The organism is Staphylococcus sp. GDB9P120P, assembly GCF_017893435.1.
GTDB lineage: Bacteria > Bacillota > Bacilli > Staphylococcales > Staphylococcaceae > Staphylococcus > Staphylococcus cohnii.
This window is the reverse complement of record NZ_JAESNB010000008.1, coordinates 801,323-822,107: the sequence shown is the minus strand read 5'-3', so window position 1 is coordinate 822,107 and position 20,785 is coordinate 801,323. Positions and strand designations below refer to the sequence as shown.

Sequence of the window (20,785 nt, the reverse complement as noted above, 5' to 3'; positions counted from 1 at the left end):
ATTATTTATGAAAGTACTAGTCATTGGCACAGGCGGAAGAGAACATATTTTAGCACATAAGTTAAAACAGTCTTCACTCGTAAATGAAATTTTTGCAATTCCAGGAAATGATGCAATGTCAGACATTGCAAATGTACATTGTGAAATAGCAGAAACAGACCATAATCAAATTGTTGAATTTGCTGTTGCGCATAATATTTCGTGGGTCATTATTGGACCGGAACAGCCACTTACTGAAGGTTTAGCAGACAAACTAATCGCAAAAAAGATCAAAGTATTTGGTCCTAATCAAGCAGCTGCTCAGATTGAAGGATCGAAATTATTCGCAAAGCAATTAATGCAGAAATACCATATTCCTACTGCAGAATACAAAGAAATATCAAATAAAACAGATGCGTTACGTTATATTAAAACATGCCAATATCCTATCGTGTTAAAGAAAGATGGTTTGGCAGCTGGTAAAGGTGTTATTATAGCCGAGAATTATGATGAAGCTGAAGAAGCAGTTCACTCATTGTATCCACAAGAGCTTGGTACGGTTGTCTTTGAACAATTCTTAGAAGGTGAAGAATTCTCATTGATGACATTTGTAAATGGTGATTACGCTGTGCCGTTTGATTGTATTGCACAAGATCACAAACGTGCATATGACGATGATAAAGGGCCTAATACTGGAGGGATGGGGGCGTATTGCCCCGTACCTCACATAAATAAAGAAGTCCTTCAGCTTACTAATGAAGTAATTGCACAACCTATAGCCAAAGCTATGTATAAAGAAGGTTATGAATTTTTTGGTGTTCTTTATATTGGCGTGATTTTAACAGCAGATGGCCCGAAAGTAATAGAATTTAATGCAAGATTTGGTGACCCTGAAGCACAAGTATTACTGACAAGATTGGAAAGCGATTTAATGCAACATATCATAGACTTAGAAGCTAAAAATAAAATAACCTTTAAGTGGAAAGATGCTTCGATTGTTGGTGTAATGCTTGCTTCTAAAGGGTACCCTGGTAATTACGAAAAAGGCAAAGCAGTTTCAGGGTTTGATTTAAATGGTAATTATTTTGTCAGTGGTTTGAAACGAGATAAAGATAAATTTGTAACCAATGGTGGACGTGTCATCTTAGCATTGGGAGAGGGCAATGATATTGCAAGCGCTAAAGCAAATGCTTATAAAGCTGCAGAAAAGATTCAAAGTGACGCGTTATTTTATCGAAAAGATATTAGCAATAAAGCAATAAAACATCTATAAATATTCATAAAAAATCGTAATTTCTATTAGCAGTGTATAGAAATTACGATTTTTAAGTTTTTAACATAGCATTTTTATTAAAGGATATACAATCACATACAAATTTATGTAAATGATTATATCAAAAAGATAAGACAAAGTGGTTTAGTTTTTGTCTTATCTCTATAAATTGGATAGTAATGAATTTTGGATAAAATAAGGTAATCGTTAATATATATTTTTTATACGAACATCGTTTATACCCGTAATCGGTAAGTGAAGTGCTAGGAAATAAGCAACTATCAAAATGATGCTAAAAACGATGATTAATAGAATGTCTTTATACGAGAAAGGCGCATGATAATAATAGGTGCGCGGACCATCTTTAAAACCTTTTTTCTCCATTGCAACAGCAAGTTGATGTGCTTTTCTAATGTTTTGGCTTAAAAGTGGAATAATAAGATGTTTGATTCTGTTTAATATATTGTAATTTTGTTGAGAGATAATTTGATATCTCATTTTTAAAGACTTCCTAAGTTGAACTAAAGAGCTAATCATTAATGGAACCATTCGTATAGCAGCCATAAACGCATAAGCAACTTTGGGTTTAACTTTTAAATGTTGCATAAGACTATAAAAGACCATTACAATTTCAGATGTGAAAGCAATTAAGATACCGAAAAATGAGACGGTTGTTGTACGTAATGCTAAATGTAGCCCTCTAACCAAACTTTCAGTGCTAATTTGAATAAATCCAAATTTAAACAAAATATGTGTACCTTCACCATAAAAAATCATGAATAAAGCTGAAATTAAGCTGAAAGTAATAGTAAAGAAAATAAAAGCAAATGTAATTTTAAATTTTATACCATTGAATAGTAATAAAAATAGGAACATCAATAAGCAAATATAAATCATGTAATCAAATTGATGTACAAATATAACAAAGAAAAACAAAATAACAGCTAATGTTAATTTCGTAATGATATTCACGTCATCCATGAAGGAGTAACGCTTTTTCCACATTTCAAACATGATTATCACCTGCTATCTCTAGTATTTGTTTTTTTCTTACATACAATTTACGTGTAGGATAGCGTGCAATAATCTCAGGGTCATGTGTAACCATAATGATAGTTTGACCATCTTTAACGCGTTGCTGGAATAATTTAATTAAATTAAAAGTATTATGGCTATCTAAACCGAACGTTGGCTCATCCAATAAAATATAGTCTGATGAAGAGCTTAGAGCTATGGCGACACTCAGTCTACGTTTTTGACCGATTGACAATTCGTACGGATGTTGTGATTGTACATCTTCTAAATTTAACATTTTAAGCATTTGTACAGTTTTATCATCAGCTTCTGATATGGAAGGGTAATTGGCTTTGTTTTGGATGAAGATTTCTTTGTAAACCGAATTTGCAATAAATTGAAGTTCAGGATTTTGGTATACAAGATACATATTTTTAGCAGCTTCTTTAATTTTAGTGAGTTTTTTGCCATCAAAAAACATTGTGCCATCATATTTAATGAGCTGCATGATCGATTCTAATAAGGAAGTCTTACCTGAACCGTTTGCACCAGTAATTGTAATCCATTCCCCGCTAGTAACATTGAATTTTGGTATATCAATAAGTATTTGTTTTCTTCTTTTTACAGAACCTTGTTCAAAAAGCAATAGATGATTATCGGCGTTTTGTACATTAGATGGTTGTAAATCGATAGGTGAAGGTGCGTTGTCCCACGCTTTTGGATGCCAAACACCATATTCGGATAAAAGGTGTTCATAGTTTTTTAATATGTCAGCGGGTGAGGCATCGCCAATAATGACACCATCATAGTTTAATAATATAACACGATCAATATGTTGCCATATATGTTCTACTTTATGTTCAACTATGATAACAGTTTGGTCTTGCCATAGGGCTTTAATCTTATTCCATAAGTCTTCCGTTGATGGTACATCTAACATCGCTGTTGGTTCATCTAAAAATAAAGTGTCGGCTTGTTGTAATAATGTTTCTGCAATAGCTAATTTTTGTTTCATACCACCACTTAAATTATTGATATATTGGTCTTTATTTACGTTTAAATCTACAGAGTCGAGTGCTGTTTCGATCATGGCATCCATTTTGTGTCGGGGTGTTTGTAAGTTTTCCAGGACAAAAGCGAGTTCTTCATATACTTTTGGCATACAGAACTGACTATCAGGCTCTTGAAAAATAACACCACAATCATGATCAATCTCTAATTTATCGTATTTCATAGGTAAATCAATAAGATTTGGTACGATACCACTTAAAACATTAAGTAGCGTGCTTTTACCTGAACCGGAAGGGCCGAGTATAAGCACTTTTTCTTTATCTTTAATATGAAGTGATAAATTGTCGAATATTTTCTTTTGTCCATTTGGATATTTAAGACGTAGATTTTCAGTGACTATCAACTTTTATGCTCCTTATAAATTGTCATAATCTTTTTGTGTTGCAGGTCTGAATAATTTAGTGACGCCAGTTTGATCTAATATTTTCACAATATAATAGGACAACAATCCAGCCACAACAATACCACTAATCAATCTAAATACGATATAAAGTGTTAAGTTCCAACCCGCAATTTCTCCTAAATAACCATAAGCAAAATCAAGGGGAAGTGTCGCAACAGATGCTAAAAATCCTGCTAACATAGCTACCATTGCCGAACGTGATTTGTATCTAAAAATAGCGAAAATAATTTCACATGCTAATCCTTGAAGTAACGCATAGACCATTGTGGGAATATCAAATCTGCCCATAACAATCGTTTCACCTGCACCTGCTGCAAATTCAGCTAAAATGGCAATACCAGCTTTTGGTATGATCAGGTATGCAACAATTGCGGCCATAAACCACGCACCGTATGTTAATTCTTCTAGATGAAGACCAGAAACCTGCACTGCTTTATATACTAAAGTCCAAATATTATAAACGATTGCAAAAACAACAGCTATAAGTACGGTTACTAAAATTTCTGATAGTTTTAAACCTTTTGACATAAATTCTCCTCCAATAAAAAAACGCACAACCCTCTAGAAGTTGCGCGTTAAATATAGGCATACGGATACCAAAAACATATCACGATACACTTTCCTACGCTAGTTTAATCTAGATCAGGTTCAAAGGGTTTGAGGGTATACCTCATCTCAGTCACAAAACACCCCTAGTGCGAATATTAATTTTTAATTTTAACTATAATGTATGACTTTTAATTAGTTATGTCAAGGTGTATTCACGTTGAAATTAATATTTATAACCTAAATCGTACAACATAACATAAGGTTAAATAGAGCGCATTAGTTTAAAAATTTGGTGATATGGCTGTGTGTGTTTGGTAGTTAAAAATTGTTTCGTTCAACGTTTGTAATAATAAAAGTAAATATTTAAGGTCAATTACATATCACGATAAATGATATGTGGTGTTTAACTTATGATGAAGTTTTTCTGTTGTTCAAATACATCTTTGCTAGGATGTTGTATGTTTTGACGCATAGGTAAGATGTTATGAGTGACTAGTAACTGGGATTATGTGGATCATAGATCATATCTTCAGTCAAACATGCACGGTAAAAAACGACATGATATCAAAAAAAGGACTAATCCAATTTTACACAGATTAGTCCATTTATGTTAAAAAGCAATACTCATTTAGAAATCAAAAGCGTGTATTTTAATCTAGAGTATCTTGAATATTTTTTTTCGTTTCTTCAGTACTCTCTTCAGCAGATTCTTTTTTATCTTTTAATTTATCTTCAGCTTCTTTTGCTTTTTCAGCTGCTTTTTTATTTAATTCTTCTTTACTCATAGTTAAACACTCCTTCAATATTCAAATTACTTATATTTTCAATATACCACTTCATTTGAAAACTAAACCATAAAGATTTAACGGTATGTATTTCTTTGAATTTGAAATATTTGTTTAATTGATTATGTTTGGTGGAAACTTGACTGTACAACTATTTTCTATCATACTATAGACTTATTTATTGATTTATTAAAGACAAGAACTAAATGTTAATATATAATAACTTTGAGGTGAATGGTATGTCTTTTTTAAAGAAACACGCTGAGATATTATATAGTTATATAATAGGCATCGTTTCGCTCTTCACAGGTCTCATCATTTTAATAAATTTATCTATGATCCATGATTTAAAGGACAAAGGTAAAATTGAATTACATATTCATAATGTTTGGGATTTTATAAATGCATTTTTTGCAGAAATCATAAGAGTTATGAGTAATTATATAGGGAATTTCCCAGTTATAAGTGCAGTGTTAATTATTTTATTTGGTATTGCAGTTATCCTACTTGGATTCACTCTATTAAGAACAACAAGATACGATTATGATGTTTCAATCTTCTTCTTAGTTATAGGAATACTGTTCTTCATTATAACACTTATTTTAATGACACAAGTTTATAGTTTTTTTGCCATCATTTTTATCATCCCATTTGTGATTCATATTGGGTATATTGTATATAAAGATGAATTAAATCCAAATCATAGAAAATATCATTATTTATTAATTATTTTCAGTTATGGCATAAGCTATTTAATTACGCAAATCGTGTTATATGGAAGAATAGATAGTGACGAAATCATTCCAATTGATATTTTGAGTGTAAATTCATTCTTTTTATTGATGTGGCTATTAGGTCAAATGTCGATTTGGAACTTCTTGTTTTTAAGAAGGGCACTACCTTTAACAAAACAAGAATTAGGTGAAGAGGGACCTGAATTATCGAGAACAAGCAAAGGTACAGTTACAAACCAAACGAAAGAACATTTGAAAAGTTTACAAGATAAGACAACTGAGTTTACTCGAAAAACACGTAGAAGTGTTGATATTCAAAAATTAAGAGATAAAAAAGACAAATTTATCGAAAAATGGAAGAATATTATTGATATACAAGAGGATGATATACCAAATTGGATGAAAATACCAAAGTGGGTTAAATCAGCTTATGTAGAAATATTTTGTGGTGTTGTATTATTATTCTTTACAATCATAGAATTTAATAATAGAAACGCATTATTTGTTTCAGGTAATTGGGAAATTTCTCAAACACAATATGTGATTGAATGGATTACTTTATTATTATTGATGCTGATTATCATTGCTTATATATTAACGACATTAACAAACTACTTGAGAGATAAATTCTATTATCTGCAGTTATTTATGGTAAGTATATTATTTTTCAAATTGTTCACAGAATTTGTGAATATCATGGTTCATGGTCTTTTATTGTCTATTTTCATTACGCCTATATTGTTTGTGATGTTAATAGCAGTGATTGTATCATTCATTATTAAATTACGTGAACCTTCAAAAGATTAACAAGTAAATATATTTTTAAAAGAACTGGCCTTAGCTATATGCCAGTTCTTTTTTTGTTCATGATTGTAATGGCACAAAGCACCTGATGATTTTAATGAAAAACGATACAATGTGTGAATTGAGAAAGCATTCAATTACATATAAATGATGTTACTATGATTATTGAGATGATAGAATAAGAAAGCATAAATTATAAAATTAGTAGAAAGGCTGACATATAATTATGAAAACTGCCACATTAAATAAAGGTAAAGAAACGAAATATCTAAATGGATACCCATTAATCGACGAAGATGATGTATTTGCGCATGACCATTTGAAAGAGGGCGATTTATTCTCATTAATCAATGATGAACAAAGCTATATTGCAACAGCATATGTCGGAAGACAACATAAAGGTCTTGGCTGGGTATTAAGTTATGACGAAAACGAAGTGATTAATACTCAATTCTTTGAGAGACTTTTTGAAATTGCTAAACAAGAAAGAGCATATTTTTATAACATTGAGGGTACCAATGCTTTTAGAATTTTTAATGGTGAAGGTGACGGTGTAGGTGGCCTGACAATTGATAACTATAACGGTCACTTTTTAATACAATGGTATTCTAAAGGTATTTATAAATATCGTTATCAAATTTTAAGTGCCTTAAAAAATACCTTTAAATATAATTCTTTATTTGAAAAAATGCGATTTAAAGATGCTCAGATAGCTGGTGGATTTGTTGATGGTGAGGCACCGGAATTTCCTATTGTAATCGAAGAAAATTTCACGTTTTATAATGTTGATTTAAATGATGGTCCTATGACAGGTATTTTCTTGGACCAAAAAGAAGTGCGTAAGAAATTACGAGACCACTTTGCCGAAGATAGATATTTGTTAAATGTGTTTAGTTATACTGGCGCTTTTTCAGTTATCTCAGCAGAAAAAGCCAAAGTGACGACTAGTGTTGATTTAGCTAATAGATCACGTACCTTAACAGAAGAAAATTTTGGTTTAAATGCAATTGATCCAAAAACACAATATATATTTGTAATGGATACCTTTGATTATTTTAATTACGCACGCCGTCATGATTTACTATATGACACAATTGTGATTGATCCACCTAGTTTTGCTAGAAATAAGAAAAAAACATTTTCAGTATTGAAAGATTACGATAAATTAATTTTAGGTGCTTTGGACGTACTTTCACCAGGTGGAACTTTATTATTGTGTACAAACAATAGTACATTTTCATTAAAAGCATTTAAGAAGATGATTAAAGACACTCTAAATAGTGCAGAAGTTGATTTTGAATTATCAGAAGTTATGGGATTACCAAAAGATTTTAAAACACATCCACATTACAAACCTTCAAAATATTTGAAAGCTATTTTTGTAAATATACAGTAATTTCTTTGAAATAGGGTAATCATTTTACAGTACTAGATTTTATCAAGGAGTGAATATCATGAGTTTTAAGAATAAAATAACTAATAACGTAACACAGAAAGTCGGAAATAAAGTTTTAAATATTGAAGATATAAAAAATAAAAGTACCATACCGACGACGAACATTGAATTGGATGAACGTCGTCAACGTGCCCAAGCTATAGTGAGAAAAAAATCAGTGTTATCTTCGAGTGTGAGTATTGTACCAATACCAGGTCTTGACTTTGGTGTAGATATCAAGCTAATGAGAGATATCATTGAAGATGTTAATAAAATTTATGGCTTAGATCACAAACAAGTTAATTCGATGAGAGAAGATGTAAAAGAACGTATTTTTACAGCAGCTGCAATACAAGGCAGTCAATTTGTCGGTAGAAAAGTATCTAATGCCATATTAAAAGTGGTTATCAGAGACGTTGCAAAACGTATGGCTGCAAAACAGACGAAATGGTTCCCACTTGTAGGTCAAGCCATCTCAGCTTCTATCAGCTATTACTTTATGAAAAAAATCGGCGATGACCATATTGAAAAATGTGAAAAGGTTACTAAATCTTTAATGGAATAGTGGAGCGTTTTCATAAAAAGAAACAATATTCAATGAATATTGTCATATCATGGGTGCAACGAATTGAATTTATATGTATAATTTGGTAATGTTATTATATAAAACTATGCTAGGTTTTATAATAAACTAACGATTCTAACTATACGAAGGAGACATCATATTATGGAACAAAAATCATATGTAATTATTGACGAAACAGGTATTCATGCACGTCCAGCTACAATGCTTGTTCAAACTGCATCAAAGTTTGATTCAGATATTCAATTAGAATATAACGGTAAAAAAGTTAACTTGAAATCAATCATGGGTGTTATGAGCTTAGGCGTAGGTAAAGATGCTGAAATTACAATCTATGCTGACGGTAGTGATGAAACAGATGCAATGGAAGCGATTACTGATATCTTATCAAAAGAAGGATTAACTAAATAATATGACTAATTATATTAATGGCATTGCTGCTTCAGATGGCGTAGCAATTGCTAAAGCATATTTATTAGTTGAACCTGATCTTTCATACGATAGTGAAAAGATTCAAGATGTCGACGCAGAAATTGCTAAGTTTCAAAATGCTATTGAAACATCTAAAGTTGAATTAACAAAAATCAGAAATAATGCCGAAAAAAATCTCGGCGCTGATAAAGCTGCTATTTTTGATGCACATTTATTAGTCTTGGATGATCCAGAGTTAATTCAACCGATTGAAGACAAAATTAAAAATGAACAAGTTAACGCACCAACTGCGCTTTCTGATGTGACTGGACAATTCATTACTATTTTTGAAGCAATGGATAATGAATACATGAAAGAGCGTGCTGCAGATATTCGCGATGTGTCGAAACGAGTTTTAGCACATATATTAGGTGTGGAGTTACCTAATCCTAGTATGATTGATGAAAGCGTTGTTATTATAGGTAATGATTTAACGCCTTCAGATACTGTTCAATTAAACAAGGAATTTGTACAAGGTTTTGTTACAAATATTGGAGGCAGAACTTCTCACTCAGCAATTATGAGTCGCTCACTTGAAATTGCTGCAGTAGTAGGTACGAAATCAATAACGGAAGAAGTTAAACAAGGTGACATGATTATTGTTGATGGTTTGACTGGTGAAGTGATAATTGATCCTACAGAAGACGAAGTCATTGCATACCAAAACAAACGCGAACGTTTCTTTGAAGATAAGAAAGAGCTTCAAAAATTACGCGATGAAGAAACAACAACTATTGACGGTGTTCATGCTGAACTTGCTGCTAATATCGGTACACCAAATGATTTAAAAGGTGTAATTGAAAATGGTGCTGAAGGTGTCGGATTATATCGTACTGAATTTTTATATATGGGTAGAGACGAAATGCCAACTGAAGACGAACAGTTTGAAGCTTATAAAAAAGTGCTTGAAACAATGGAAGATAAACGTGTTGTTGTTCGTACTTTAGATATAGGTGGAGATAAGGAACTACCATATTTAAATTTACCAGAAGAAATGAACCCGTTCTTAGGCTATCGTGCAATTCGTTTATGTCTAGATCAACCTGAGATTTTCAGACCACAATTGCGTGCCTTATTACGTGCGTCAGTTTATGGGAAATTAAATATTATGTTCCCAATGGTAGCGACAATCAAAGAATTCCGTGATGCTAAAGCATTATTATTAGAAGAAAAAGAAAATTTAACAAGTGAAGGTATTGAAGTATCTGATGATATAGAAGTTGGTATCATGGTAGAAATACCTTCAACAGCTGCATTAGCAGATGTTTTTGCTAAAGAAGTAGATTTCTTCAGTATTGGAACGAATGATTTAATTCAATATACAATGGCTGCAGATCGTATGTCAGAGCGAGTGTCATACTTGTATCAACCATACAATCCAGCAATTTTACGTTTAGTGCAACAAGTGATTAATGCTTCTCATAATGAAGGCAAATGGACTGGAATGTGTGGAGAAATGGCCGGAGATGAAACTGCTATTCCATTACTATTAGGTTTAGGATTAGATGAATTCTCTATGAGTGCTACATCAATTCTTAAAGCACGCCGTCAAATTAAAGGGTTAAGTAAAAATGAAATGGAAGAATTGGCACAAAAAGCAATTAACTGTGCTACTTCTGAAGAAGTACAAGACTTAGTAAGTAATTATACGAAATAAAAAAGATTGGGACACAAATCCCAGAAAAATAGCACTCAGATGATTTAAATCAATTCATCTGAGTGCTTCTTTTTATTCAATGCTTCGTTTTGTTGGCTCGCTTTCTTAGGGGACAGCTTCAGCCTATAGTCTTCAGCTTGTCCTATTCCCACAAGAGTCTCGCCGAAATACGTCGCATCCATATGTGATTTTACATTCAAATACTTAAAAAATTAGGTCATCATGTATAATCTAATAAACACTATTGAACTATATTAACGAGGTGCCTCATGTATAAAGATTATAATGTGACTCAACTTACACTACCAATGGAACTTCAATTCTTATTCCCACAAATGATATGTCATGACATGTTAATGAAATTGTTGAAATGATTTTTAATGAAAAAGGCAATTTCTATATTATCCAATAGATATTGTCTTTTTCACTTGTTCAAGAACTTTATGTCCTAGACGCTTTTTATAGTTATATTGAAATTTATTTGAATGGTATGGAAATGTATGCGAAGTTGAGTAGTTTTGGAGAATTCACAACTCACTAAATTGTTTATTACAGTTGAAATTAGGTTATGGTTAGTTAACCCGTTTAAAATGATGCATTAGCCTTATTTCAGTTGATTTAGTTAATGTGTTTGTATTTGAGAGGTTTAATGTGTTGTTTCAATATTTAAGGTTTGGTTAATTTTTTCCATATCAACTTGGTACATCGGTTCACCATTCAATAATATAAAAGGTGTTGCAAAAGCATCATAATCAATCATTTCATTTCGATATTGCTGATTAGCGATGTTTTTTTCTATATATTTAAAGCCTTTATCAGTTAAATAGTTTTTAATAAAGGTACAAGGAGGGCAGTCATTCTGTGTGAAAATGATGATATCAGTCATTCAACATCAATCCTTTCTACAAAGTCGTTTTCTATAATAGTAAGTGACTTTTAATTAAAATTCAAGTTATAAAATTGCATGTAATTGGTCATTAATTTGTCACTTAATTCTGAGTTTAACTAATTTTAAAACATAGCCATTGGGTTTATAATGAATGGACGTTGTGATTTTTGTCACAAATAAATTAAAAAGGTGATATTATGGATTCAGTTGAATTAGCTCGTTTTCTAACTGCAATGACACTCGCAGTGCATATCATATTTGCAACAATTGGTGTAGGTGTCCCATTGATGTTTGCAGTTGCTGAGTTTTTAGGGATTAAAAAGAATGATCCTCATTATATAACATTAGCCAAAAGATGGTCTAAAGGTTATACAATTACTGTGGCAGTTGGGGTTGTAACAGGTACGATTATAGGATTACAACTGTCATTATTATGGCCAACGTTTATGCAAATGGGCGGCCATGTGATTGCATTACCGTTGTTTATGGAAACATTTGCGTTTTTCTTTGAAGCAATTTTCTTAAGTATATATTTATACACTTGGGATAGATTTAAGAGTAAATGGACACATTTCTTAATTAGTATACCAGTGATTATTGGAGGTTCTTTCTCTGCCTTCTTTATTACGGCTGTCAATTCATTTATGAATACACCAGCTGGTTTTGATATTAAGAATGGTAAAATGATAAATGTTGAACCTTGGGTAGCAATGTTTAACGATTCATTTTTAATAAGATCTTTTCACGTTGTAACGACTGCTTTTATGACGATGGCTTTTGTACTAGCTGCCATTGCTGCTTTCAAGTTAGTGAAAAATAAGTTTAAAAAAGATGCAGAATATCATAAAAAAGCATTGAAATTAACAATGATTCTTGGCATTATCTTTACTTTAGGTTCAATGTTAGCAGGAGATTTATCTGCAAAATTTTTACATCAAGAACAACCAGAAAAATTAGCTGCGTATGAGTGGCATTTTGATACGGAATCCAATGCCGATTTAGTACTTTTTGGTTCTTTAAATGAAGAGACACAAGAAGTAACTGGAGCAATTAAAATTCCGAGTCTACTTAGTTTCTTGGCTGACAACAATGTCAATACTAAAGTGAAAGGGTTGGATGAATTTCCAAAAGAATTGCATCCTCCAATGATAGTACATTATTACTTTGACTTAATGGTGTCAATGGGTGTCTTCTGTTTAATTGTTTCAGCTGCATTTGTACTAACATTATGCTTTAAAAAATTACGGAAATTCACTTATTCAAAACCAATGCTATACGGTGCTTTATTAACAGGACCTGCAGCGATGTTAGCGATAGAGTTTGGTTGGTTCTTAACGGAACAAGGGCGTCAACCTTGGATTGTACGTGGATATCTAAAAGTGGCTGAAGCGGCTACTCAAGCAGGTGGCTTAACACTCGTAACAATATTATTTGGTATATTATATTTAATATTAATTGTTACCTCTTCTTATGTATTAATAAGAATGTTTAAGGATAAACCAGCATATGAAGAATTTGAAGTAACTTCATCGGAAAGAGGTGATGCATGATGGTATTTGCATATATAGGTATCACGGTACTATGGATATTCTTATTTTGTTATATTATTGTTGCATCAATTGATTTTGGTGCTGGTTTCTTTACGCTACACGCTAAAATAACAAAACAAGATAAAAAAATTAATCACTTGATTGCACGTTACCTTAATCCAGTTTGGGAAGTGACGAATGTTTTCTTCGTATTCTTTTTCGTAGGAATGGTTGGTTTTTTCCCAGATACAGCTAAATATTTCGGTACAGTATTGCTTTTACCAGCATCTATTGCGTTGATATTGTTGTCCATTAGAGGTGGCTTTTATGCCTTTGAAAACTATGGACCAGATACAAAACTACCGTGGCTTGTACTATATGGTTTAGCAGGTTTATTCATACCTGCAGCCTTAGCCACTACTTTAACGATTTCTGAAGGTGGTTATATTACTGGCTCAAGTAACCATTTAGATTTAAATTGGTTTGAATTATTGTTAAGTCCATATTCATGGTCAGTAGTATTTCTTGCAATTATATCCGTACTTTATATTTCGTCTGGATTTTTAACTTATTATGCTTCTAAAGCAAATGATAAACCTGCTTATGGTTTATTAAGATACTGGTTCTTATTTTGGGGACCGCCAATGATTGCTATTTCATTATTTGTATTTCTATCATTAAGATTGCAAAATGAGACGCATTTCTATACAGCAGTATTTGATTATTGGTGGATGTTTGTACTCAGCTTACTATGTTTTGCTGGTGCAATGTTACTCACATTGATGAAAAAGTGGCACGGTTTTGCATTTATCTTAGTAATTTTACAAATGGCTTTTGCGTTCTTCGGCTACGGTGCAAGTAAATTACCATATATTTTATATCCATATATTCGCATAGATGAACATGTTGTTAATAGTGGTATGGCTATTGCTTTAATCATCGCGTTTATTTTAGGTTTACTTTTATTAATTCCATCGCTAATATTATTATTGAGATTATTTGTTTTTGATAAAAAATATGTTGAAGGTAAAAAGTAGACAAATATACTTAAATACAGTAGTAATGTTTATTGTTTAAACTACTAATATTTGATATATTTCAATTATCTTATTTTTGGAGGACGCATATGGATAAAGAATATGTGGTTATAGGTTTAGGTCGTTTTGGTGGTAGTATTGTTAGAGAATTAAATGCCTTAGATATGGATGTCATGGCGATTGATATGGATGAAGCACGTGTGAATGAATATAGTGATATTGCCACACATGCTGTAATTGCTGACACAACTGATGAAGCAGTGATGAAAAGTTTAGGCATTAGAAATTTTGATCACGTTATTGTTGCAATAGGCGAAAATATTCAATCTAGTACGTTAACGACTTTAATTTTAAAAGAGTTGGGCGTTAAGAAAGTAACGGCTAAGGCTCAAAATGATTATCATGCTAAAATTTTAAATAAAATTGGTGCAGATACTGTTGTTCATCCTGAAAGAGATATGGGCAGAAGAATTGCACATAATGTAGCTAGTGCTAGTGTTTTAGATTATTTAGAATTAGCAGATGAACATTCAATAGTAGAAATTAAAGTTAGTGAAAAGATGGCAGGCCAAACAATAATAGAATTAGATATTAGAGCTCAATATGGTATAAGTATTATCGCTATTAAAAGAGGCAGAGATATTATCGTATCTCCAGATCCAAACATAAATATTGAAATTGGAGATATTTTAATTATGATTGGTCATGACAATGACTTAAACCGATTTGAAAAAAAGGTAGTTAGATAAATAATAATATATAAATTAAAGAAGGGGTAGGGACAAATCAATGGTGCCCAAACCCTTCTTTTTTAATTATTAACTGATTTTGTTAACTGGTGATCGCGATGTGAATTATGTATGTGAGATACTGTAGAGGTATACTATATCCTCATCCACAGGCAAAACAATACGTTCAAAATAGCAAGTATTTTAATATAAAAAGCACTCATCCATAGCAAATGGATGAGTGCTTTATTTTGAAAAAGTTGATTATATTTTTGGTTATGATTACGATTCTGATGATTGATCCGATTGATTATCATCTTTTTTTGGTTTCTGAGTTGTGTTTTTATTATCTTTATTGTTAGAAACTTTTGTGTTTTTGTTTTGAGATTTAGTATTGTGTTTTTTAGTACTGTCTTTTTTTTGATTTGGTTTATTTTGTGGCTTTTTATTTTGAGAAGGTGCATCACCTTCATTTACTTTCATTATCACTGGTAAAATCATTGGCTTACGTGCTGTTTTCTCGAATAAATATGGTTGTAGCGTTTCAATGATTGATGATTTAATTTGATGCCATTGTATTTCTGGATTTTGGTTCAGTTTAGAAATAACATCTGTTTTGATTTTTCTTTGGGCATCATAAATTAATTGACCAGATTCACGCATGTAAACAAAACCACGAGAAATAATGTCAGGGCCTGAAAGTAGTTTGTTTGTTTTAAAGTCTATACTAACGACGACGATGACTAAACCTTCTTCAGACAATAATTTTCTATCTCGAATAACTACATTTCCGATATCTCCAATACCGCTACCATCGACTAGCACATTGCCAGATGGTATTCTTCCAGCTTTTCTAGCTGAATTATGAGTTAAAGCTAAGACGTCACCGATATCAAAGATAAACACGTTGTCTGGTTCTACGCCACATTCAATTCCTGATTGACCGTGTGCTTTTAACATACGATATTCGCCATGAATAGGCAGGAAGAATTTTGGACGTAGTAAGCGTAACATCAATTGTTGATCGCCTTTAGATCCGTGTCCAGATGTGTGAATGTTTGAAACCTTATTGTGTATTACTTCAGCACCAACGCGATATAATGAATTTATGGTGCGGTTGATACTTTTAGTATTACCTGGAATAGGGGAAGAACTAAATACTACAGTATCTTCTGGAATGATTTTTATTTGTTTGTGTGTACCGTTAGCAATTCTTGATAAAGCTGCCATTGGTTCACCTTGTGAACCTGTACATAAAATGAGTAACTCATGTTTAGGAACACTATTAATTTTGTTTGGTTCTATAAAAGTTTCAGGTGGTGCTTTTATATAACCGAGTTCCATACCAATTTTAATATTGTTTTCCATTGAACGACCAAAAGTTACAATTTTACGGTTGTGTTTAATTGCAGCTTCGACTGCTTGCTGAACACGATAGATATTAGAAGCAAAAGTTGCAAAGATAATTCTACCACTACAATTACGGAATATCTTTTCAACATTTTGACCCACTTCACGTTCACTTAATGTAAAATCAGGAACTAGTGAGTTAGTAGAGTCTGAAAGTAAACAAAGTACACCTTCTTCTCCGAGTTTCGCCATTTTCGCTATATTTGCTGGTTCACCAACTGGCGTAAAATCAAATTTGAAATCTCCAGTGTGAACAATATTACCTTCTGGTGTATTAACAATAACACCATATGATTCTGGAATACTATGTGTTGTTAAATAGAAAGAAACTTCGAAATGTTTAGATTTGATAACGGAACTTTCTTCAATTTCAATAAGTTTTGTTGTTCTTAACAAGTGATGTTCTTCCAACTTATTTCTGATTAAACCTAAAGCTAATGGTCCACCATATATAGGCACGTTTATTTGTTTTAATAGGTAGGGCACACCACCTATATGGTCTTCGTGGCCGTGTGTTATAAACAGACCAACTATTTTGTCTTGGTTCTGTTCTAAATAAGTAATGTCAGGAATCACGTAATCAATACCTAATAAGTTATCATCAGGGAATTTGATACCTGCATCTATAATTACGATTTCATCCTGATATTCTACGGCATAAGTGTTTTTTCCGATTTCACCTAAGCCACCAAGGGCATAAACCGCAACTTCATTTTTATGAATTTGTTTCATTACTCAGCTTGCTCCACATTAAAGTGATCGGATTGTTTTTCATATTCTAAATGTGCGCCCTCAAGTTTAGTAATAAACTCGATATTGTAATTACGGTCTTTCAAATATCTTCTTACTTGTTCTTCTGATTGAGCTTCAACATAAATAGTTTGTGTGTGTTCTCTAACAACTACTTCTTCTTTGTTATGTTGAAAAAATACTTTAAATACTGCCATTATATCTATTTCCTCCTAAATTTTGGTTAAATTATTTATATAAACCCTGAAATGTATATTATTTTGTGAGCTTCTTAATTTTAAATAAAATGATATTTACTAAAAGTGTATTGAAACTACGTTTTATATAAAGAGAACATACGAGCATTTGCCCAGTATGTTTCTAGGGTCATTTTAAATTCGTTCGTATAGAAAAATACAAATAGAAAGCATTTGTATGTTTTCAGTTATTTCTCATTTTACATGATGTAGTAGAATAAATAAAGCAGTTTTATTTTCTGCTTATACTTAATATGTAGAAAAAAGTGATTCACTATATATAAGGTATTTAACTTAGTAAATTTAAACAAATCATTTTGAAATATTAAATGAATTATCAAATAGCTTGAGTCGATAATAAAAATTAATTATGATTAAAAGGAAATATAATAATTAATAATATAAAGTGAAAAAGTAATAGAGATGAAATGAAGGTGGTTGCTATGGATAAAGTGGAGCGTATTGTTGAAGATATTAAAAATGAAAAACAACGAACTGATAAGGTCTTTCAAGATATCACATTTGAAATACGTGCGGAACAAGTTATCATGTTTTTCAATTACAATGAAATCATTGATACTGTGAATGAAGATCAAAATTATGTAAAGCACAATCATGATCCGGTATTTATTGATATTCAAGAATTAAATGCTTTGAAGAAAGAATTACAAGAATTGAACATCATGTACCATGAAAGAAGAGACGATTTTATGTAAAAAGAACTGTTAGTAAACGTGTGCAATTGCCACATCTACTAACAGTTCTTTTTTTATACTTCTACTGCATCTTCATGAGGTTGCAGTGGATGTTCTGAATCTATGTGATCATAAAACATGATGCCATTAATATGGTCTATTTCATGTTGAACTACAACAGCTGGATAACCTTTTAAACGTAATTTAACATCATTACCATCTATATCTTTCGCTTTAACTGTAACTCTATATTTACGGTGTACTAGTCCTGGTACATTTTCGTCTACACTTAAGCAACCCTCACCAGTAGGTAGATAGGCTTCTTGAATGCTATGACTCATAATTTTAGGATTTACTAACATCAAGTCATAACTTTTACCTTCTCCATCATCTGGTAAATAGACGGCAATCATTTTTTTAGAAATATTGATTTGTGGCGCTGCAAGTCCAACGCCAGAACGAAGACCATATTTATTAGCAGTTTCTTCATCTTGACTATTTATTAAAAATGCTCTCATAGATTTTAATGTCTCTCTATCTTCATCTGATAATGGGACTTCGACATCTTTAGCTTTTTCACGTAGTGTTGGATGTCCATCTCTAATTATATCTTTCATTGTTAACATTTGTTCATACACCTTCCTTAATATAAAATATACCAAAGATTACCAAATAAAATACAGTAATAAATTTGATTTATTAAAATTTATTATATAATATAGCACACGAAAAAGGAGGATTTCTCAAAATGAAATTTAAATATGGTATTGGTGCCATACTAGCTTCCACAGTACTTATAGCTGGATGTACAACTGATAAAGGTGAAATAAAAGATTATAATGAAAAAATACAACAAGCATTCGATGAAGAAAAGCCTGTTTCATCAGTAGGCAAAAAACTTAATGAACTAGAGCAAAAGAAACAAAAGCTAGTGAAAAAAATCAATGGGAAAGACCAACAAGAAGCCAAACAAACTTCTGAAAAAATTGTAGATAATGTTGAAGAAAGACAAAAAGAATTTAAAAAAGAAGAAAATGCGTTAGATAATTCAGAAAAAGAATTTAAAAAAGCACAAAAACATTTAGATAATATTAGTGATGAAGATAAGAAAAAAGAAGTGAAAGAATTAAATGATGCTTTAAAAGATAAATATAAAGCACATGATAACTATGCAAATGCATACAAGAATATTATGAACAAAGAAAAAGATTTATTTGAATATGGAACTCGTGATCAAGCTAACCAAGAAGAAATGAATAAAAAGACAGAAGCTGTATCCAAATCATATAAAACTATGGACAAATCTTTTAATAAATACAAAGATGCAATGGAAAAAGTAAATAAAGAAAAACAAGATGTAGATAATTTAAACTAACTTAAAATGCTATTAATTTGAAATTTAAGGTAAATAACTATAGCATATTAAATGAGGACGCTTACATTCTTTTGGGAGTGGACACTTTGAACCTTGTAAAAAAGATAGTACAGCATGTTTGAAAATAGTGATACAGTTTTAAAACTGTACCTATTTACTGTATTACAGAACTTTTCATATTTGTTTAACAGTGAAACAGTTTTGTGATACAATGTTAAAGGATAAAATGAATTTCTATTATACGGGAAAGGTATGGTGAATTGAATGGCTCCGAAATTGAAAGCCCAATTCGATGCAGAGAAAGTATTGAAAGATACTGAATCTCAATTTGAAATGATCCAAATTTTGGATGAAGACGGTAATATCGTTAATAAAGATCTAGTACCTGATTTATCAGACGAGCAATTAGTAGAATTAATGGAAAGAATGGTTTGGACACGTATTCTTGATCAACGTTCTATTTCACTAAATAGACAAGGGAGATTAGGATTCTATGCACCTACTGCTGGTCAAGAAGCTTCACAATTAGCTTCTCAATATGCATTAGAACAAGAAGACTTTATTCTTCCTGGTTATCGTGATGTTCCACAATTAATTTGGCAAGGTCTGCCATTAACTGAAGCATTTTTATTCTCTAGAGGTCACTTTAAAGGAAATAGAATGCCTGAAGGTGTTAATGCACTAAGCCCACAAATTATTATCGGCGCACAATACGTACAAACAGCTGGTGTTGCACTTGGACTTAAAAAACGTGGGAAACAAGCTGTAGCAATCACATATACTGGTGATGGTGGTTCTTCACAAGGTGATTTCTATGAAGGTATTAACTTCGCTTCAGCTTACAAGGCGCCAGCAATTTTTGTAATTCAAAATAATAACTATGCGATTTCTACACCACGTAGTAAACAAACAGCTGCTGAAACTTTAGCTCAAAAAGCTATCTCAGTAGGTATTCCTGGTATACAAGTAGATGGAATGGATGCACTTGCAGTATATCAAGCGACTAAAGAAGCGCGTGATCGTGCTGTAAACGGTGAAGGTCCAACACTTATTGAAACAATCACTTATCGTTACGGTCCACATACAATGGCTGGAGACGATCCAACGAAATACAGAACTTCAGACGAAGATTCTGAATGGGAGAAAAAAGATCCATTAGTTCGTTTCAGAAAACATCTTGAAAATAAAGGTCTATGGACTGAAGAGAAAGAAAACGAAGTAATCGATCGTGCGAAAGCTGAAATTAAAACTGCTATTAAAGAAGCGGATAATACAGAAAAACAAAAAGTTACAGACTTAATGGAAAATATGTATGAAGAAATGCCTCAACATTTAGCAGAACAATATGAAATCTATAAAGAGAAGGAGTCGAAGTAAC

At 31.8% G+C, this 20,785-nt stretch carries 20 protein-coding genes and 1 riboswitch; of the genes, 12 read left to right on the top strand and 8 right to left on the bottom strand.

The window, feature by feature from the left end:
- Positions 1-7 precede the first annotated feature (7 nt).
- Entirely contained in the window at positions 8-1,252 is a 1,245-nt protein-coding gene (purD, locus tag KA856_RS09180; protein WP_107384856.1) for a phosphoribosylamine--glycine ligase, read from the top strand.
- A gap of 207 nt (positions 1,253-1,459) precedes the next feature.
- Here the strand turns inward: purD and KA856_RS09175 are convergent, their stop codons facing one another.
- The 4 genes from KA856_RS09175 to graF form a co-directional block, all read right to left on the bottom strand.
- Positions 1,460-2,266: an energy-coupling factor transporter transmembrane component T family protein gene (locus KA856_RS09175; protein WP_107384855.1), complete on the bottom strand. Its 807-nt coding sequence runs from the start codon at positions 2,264-2,266 to the stop codon at positions 1,460-1,462.
- On the bottom strand, positions 2,259-3,680 hold the full coding sequence (locus KA856_RS09170) for an ABC transporter ATP-binding protein (RefSeq protein WP_107384854.1): 1,422 nt from the start codon (positions 3,678-3,680) through the stop codon (positions 2,259-2,261). Before KA856_RS09170 ends, KA856_RS09175 begins: the two co-directional genes overlap by 8 nt.
- A gap of 12 nt (positions 3,681-3,692) precedes the next feature.
- Positions 3,693-4,268 (bottom strand): ECF transporter S component, encoded by a 576-nt coding sequence (locus KA856_RS09165; RefSeq protein ID WP_019468131.1) that lies wholly within the window; start codon positions 4,266-4,268, stop codon positions 3,693-3,695.
- Positions 4,269-4,342: 74 nt separating this feature from the next.
- Positions 4,343-4,444: riboswitch (TPP riboswitch) on the bottom strand.
- 495 nt (positions 4,445-4,939) lie between these two features.
- Positions 4,940-5,074: a glycopeptide resistance-associated protein GraF gene (graF, locus tag KA856_RS09160; protein ID WP_019467642.1), complete on the bottom strand. Its 135-nt coding sequence runs from the start codon at positions 5,072-5,074 to the stop codon at positions 4,940-4,942.
- Between the two features lie 239 nt (positions 5,075-5,313).
- Between graF and auxA the strand changes: the two genes are divergently transcribed.
- From auxA to ptsP, 5 genes are all read left to right on the top strand, one after another.
- Entirely contained in the window at positions 5,314-6,615 is a 1,302-nt protein-coding gene (auxA, locus tag KA856_RS09155; protein WP_107524124.1) for a lipoteichoic acid stability factor AuxA, read from the top strand.
- A gap of 223 nt (positions 6,616-6,838) precedes the next feature.
- A complete protein-coding gene (locus KA856_RS09150; RefSeq protein WP_107384423.1) occupies positions 6,839-8,008 on the top strand; it encodes a class I SAM-dependent rRNA methyltransferase in 1,170 nt (389 codons plus the stop codon).
- Positions 8,009-8,066: 58 nt separating this feature from the next.
- Positions 8,067-8,612, top strand: coding sequence for a DUF697 domain-containing protein (locus KA856_RS09145; protein ID WP_210138646.1), 546 nt, complete (start codon positions 8,067-8,069; stop codon positions 8,610-8,612).
- A gap of 162 nt (positions 8,613-8,774) precedes the next feature.
- Entirely contained in the window at positions 8,775-9,041 is a 267-nt protein-coding gene (locus KA856_RS09140) for a phosphocarrier protein HPr (protein ID WP_019467646.1), read from the top strand.
- Between the two features lies 1 nt (position 9,042).
- Positions 9,043-10,758 (top strand): phosphoenolpyruvate--protein phosphotransferase, encoded by a 1,716-nt coding sequence (ptsP, locus tag KA856_RS09135; protein ID WP_107386107.1) that lies wholly within the window; start codon positions 9,043-9,045, stop codon positions 10,756-10,758.
- 646 nt (positions 10,759-11,404) lie between these two features.
- On the opposite strand, the gene KA856_RS09130 is transcribed toward ptsP, so the two are convergent.
- Entirely contained in the window at positions 11,405-11,644 is a 240-nt protein-coding gene (locus tag KA856_RS09130; protein WP_210138645.1) for a glutaredoxin family protein, read from the bottom strand.
- A gap of 200 nt (positions 11,645-11,844) precedes the next feature.
- On the opposite strand from KA856_RS09130, the gene KA856_RS09125 reads away from it, so the two are divergent.
- The 3 genes from KA856_RS09125 to KA856_RS09115 all read left to right on the top strand — a co-directional run bounded on the left by KA856_RS09125 (position 11,845) and on the right by KA856_RS09115 (position 14,962).
- Positions 11,845-13,197, top strand: coding sequence for a cytochrome ubiquinol oxidase subunit I (locus KA856_RS09125; protein ID WP_019467856.1), 1,353 nt, complete (start codon positions 11,845-11,847; stop codon positions 13,195-13,197).
- On the top strand, positions 13,197-14,213 hold the full coding sequence (locus tag KA856_RS09120; protein ID WP_107384425.1) for a cytochrome d ubiquinol oxidase subunit II: 1,017 nt from the start codon (positions 13,197-13,199) through the stop codon (positions 14,211-14,213). Before KA856_RS09125 ends, KA856_RS09120 begins: the two co-directional genes overlap by 1 nt.
- Positions 14,214-14,302: 89 nt before the next feature.
- Positions 14,303-14,962 carry a potassium channel family protein gene (locus KA856_RS09115; RefSeq protein ID WP_019467854.1) on the top strand — a complete coding sequence of 220 codons (660 nt, stop codon included), beginning with the start codon at positions 14,303-14,305 and terminating at the stop codon, positions 14,960-14,962.
- A 261-nt stretch (positions 14,963-15,223) separates the two neighbouring features.
- Here the strand turns inward: KA856_RS09115 and rnjA are convergent, their stop codons facing one another.
- Positions 15,224-17,083, bottom strand: a complete 1,860-nt coding sequence (rnjA, locus tag KA856_RS09110; RefSeq protein ID WP_210138644.1) for a ribonuclease J1 — start codon at positions 17,081-17,083, stop codon at positions 15,224-15,226.
- Positions 17,083-17,298 (bottom strand): DNA-dependent RNA polymerase subunit epsilon, encoded by a 216-nt coding sequence (locus KA856_RS09105; RefSeq protein WP_019467852.1) that lies wholly within the window; start codon positions 17,296-17,298, stop codon positions 17,083-17,085. Before KA856_RS09105 ends, rnjA begins: the two co-directional genes overlap by 1 nt.
- Positions 17,299-17,780: 482 nt before the next feature.
- Between KA856_RS09105 and KA856_RS09100 the strand changes: the two genes are divergently transcribed.
- Positions 17,781-18,053: a hypothetical protein gene (locus tag KA856_RS09100; protein ID WP_107384418.1), complete on the top strand. Its 273-nt coding sequence runs from the start codon at positions 17,781-17,783 to the stop codon at positions 18,051-18,053.
- A gap of 53 nt (positions 18,054-18,106) precedes the next feature.
- On the opposite strand, the gene def is transcribed toward KA856_RS09100, so the two are convergent.
- A complete protein-coding gene (gene def / locus KA856_RS09095; RefSeq protein ID WP_107384417.1) occupies positions 18,107-18,658 on the bottom strand; it encodes a peptide deformylase in 552 nt (183 codons plus the stop codon).
- A gap of 122 nt (positions 18,659-18,780) precedes the next feature.
- Here def and KA856_RS09090 point away from each other — a divergent pair, with 122 nt between their 5' ends.
- Together KA856_RS09090 and pdhA are read left to right on the top strand one after the other, a co-directional pair.
- Positions 18,781-19,407, top strand: coding sequence for a YkyA family protein (locus KA856_RS09090; protein WP_107386106.1), 627 nt, complete (start codon positions 18,781-18,783; stop codon positions 19,405-19,407).
- Between the two features lie 264 nt (positions 19,408-19,671).
- Complete coding sequence (gene pdhA / locus KA856_RS09085) at positions 19,672-20,784, top strand: pyruvate dehydrogenase (acetyl-transferring) E1 component subunit alpha (protein ID WP_019467848.1); 1,113 nt, start codon at positions 19,672-19,674, stop codon at positions 20,782-20,784.
- The last annotated feature ends 1 nt before the right edge of the window (position 20,785 follow it).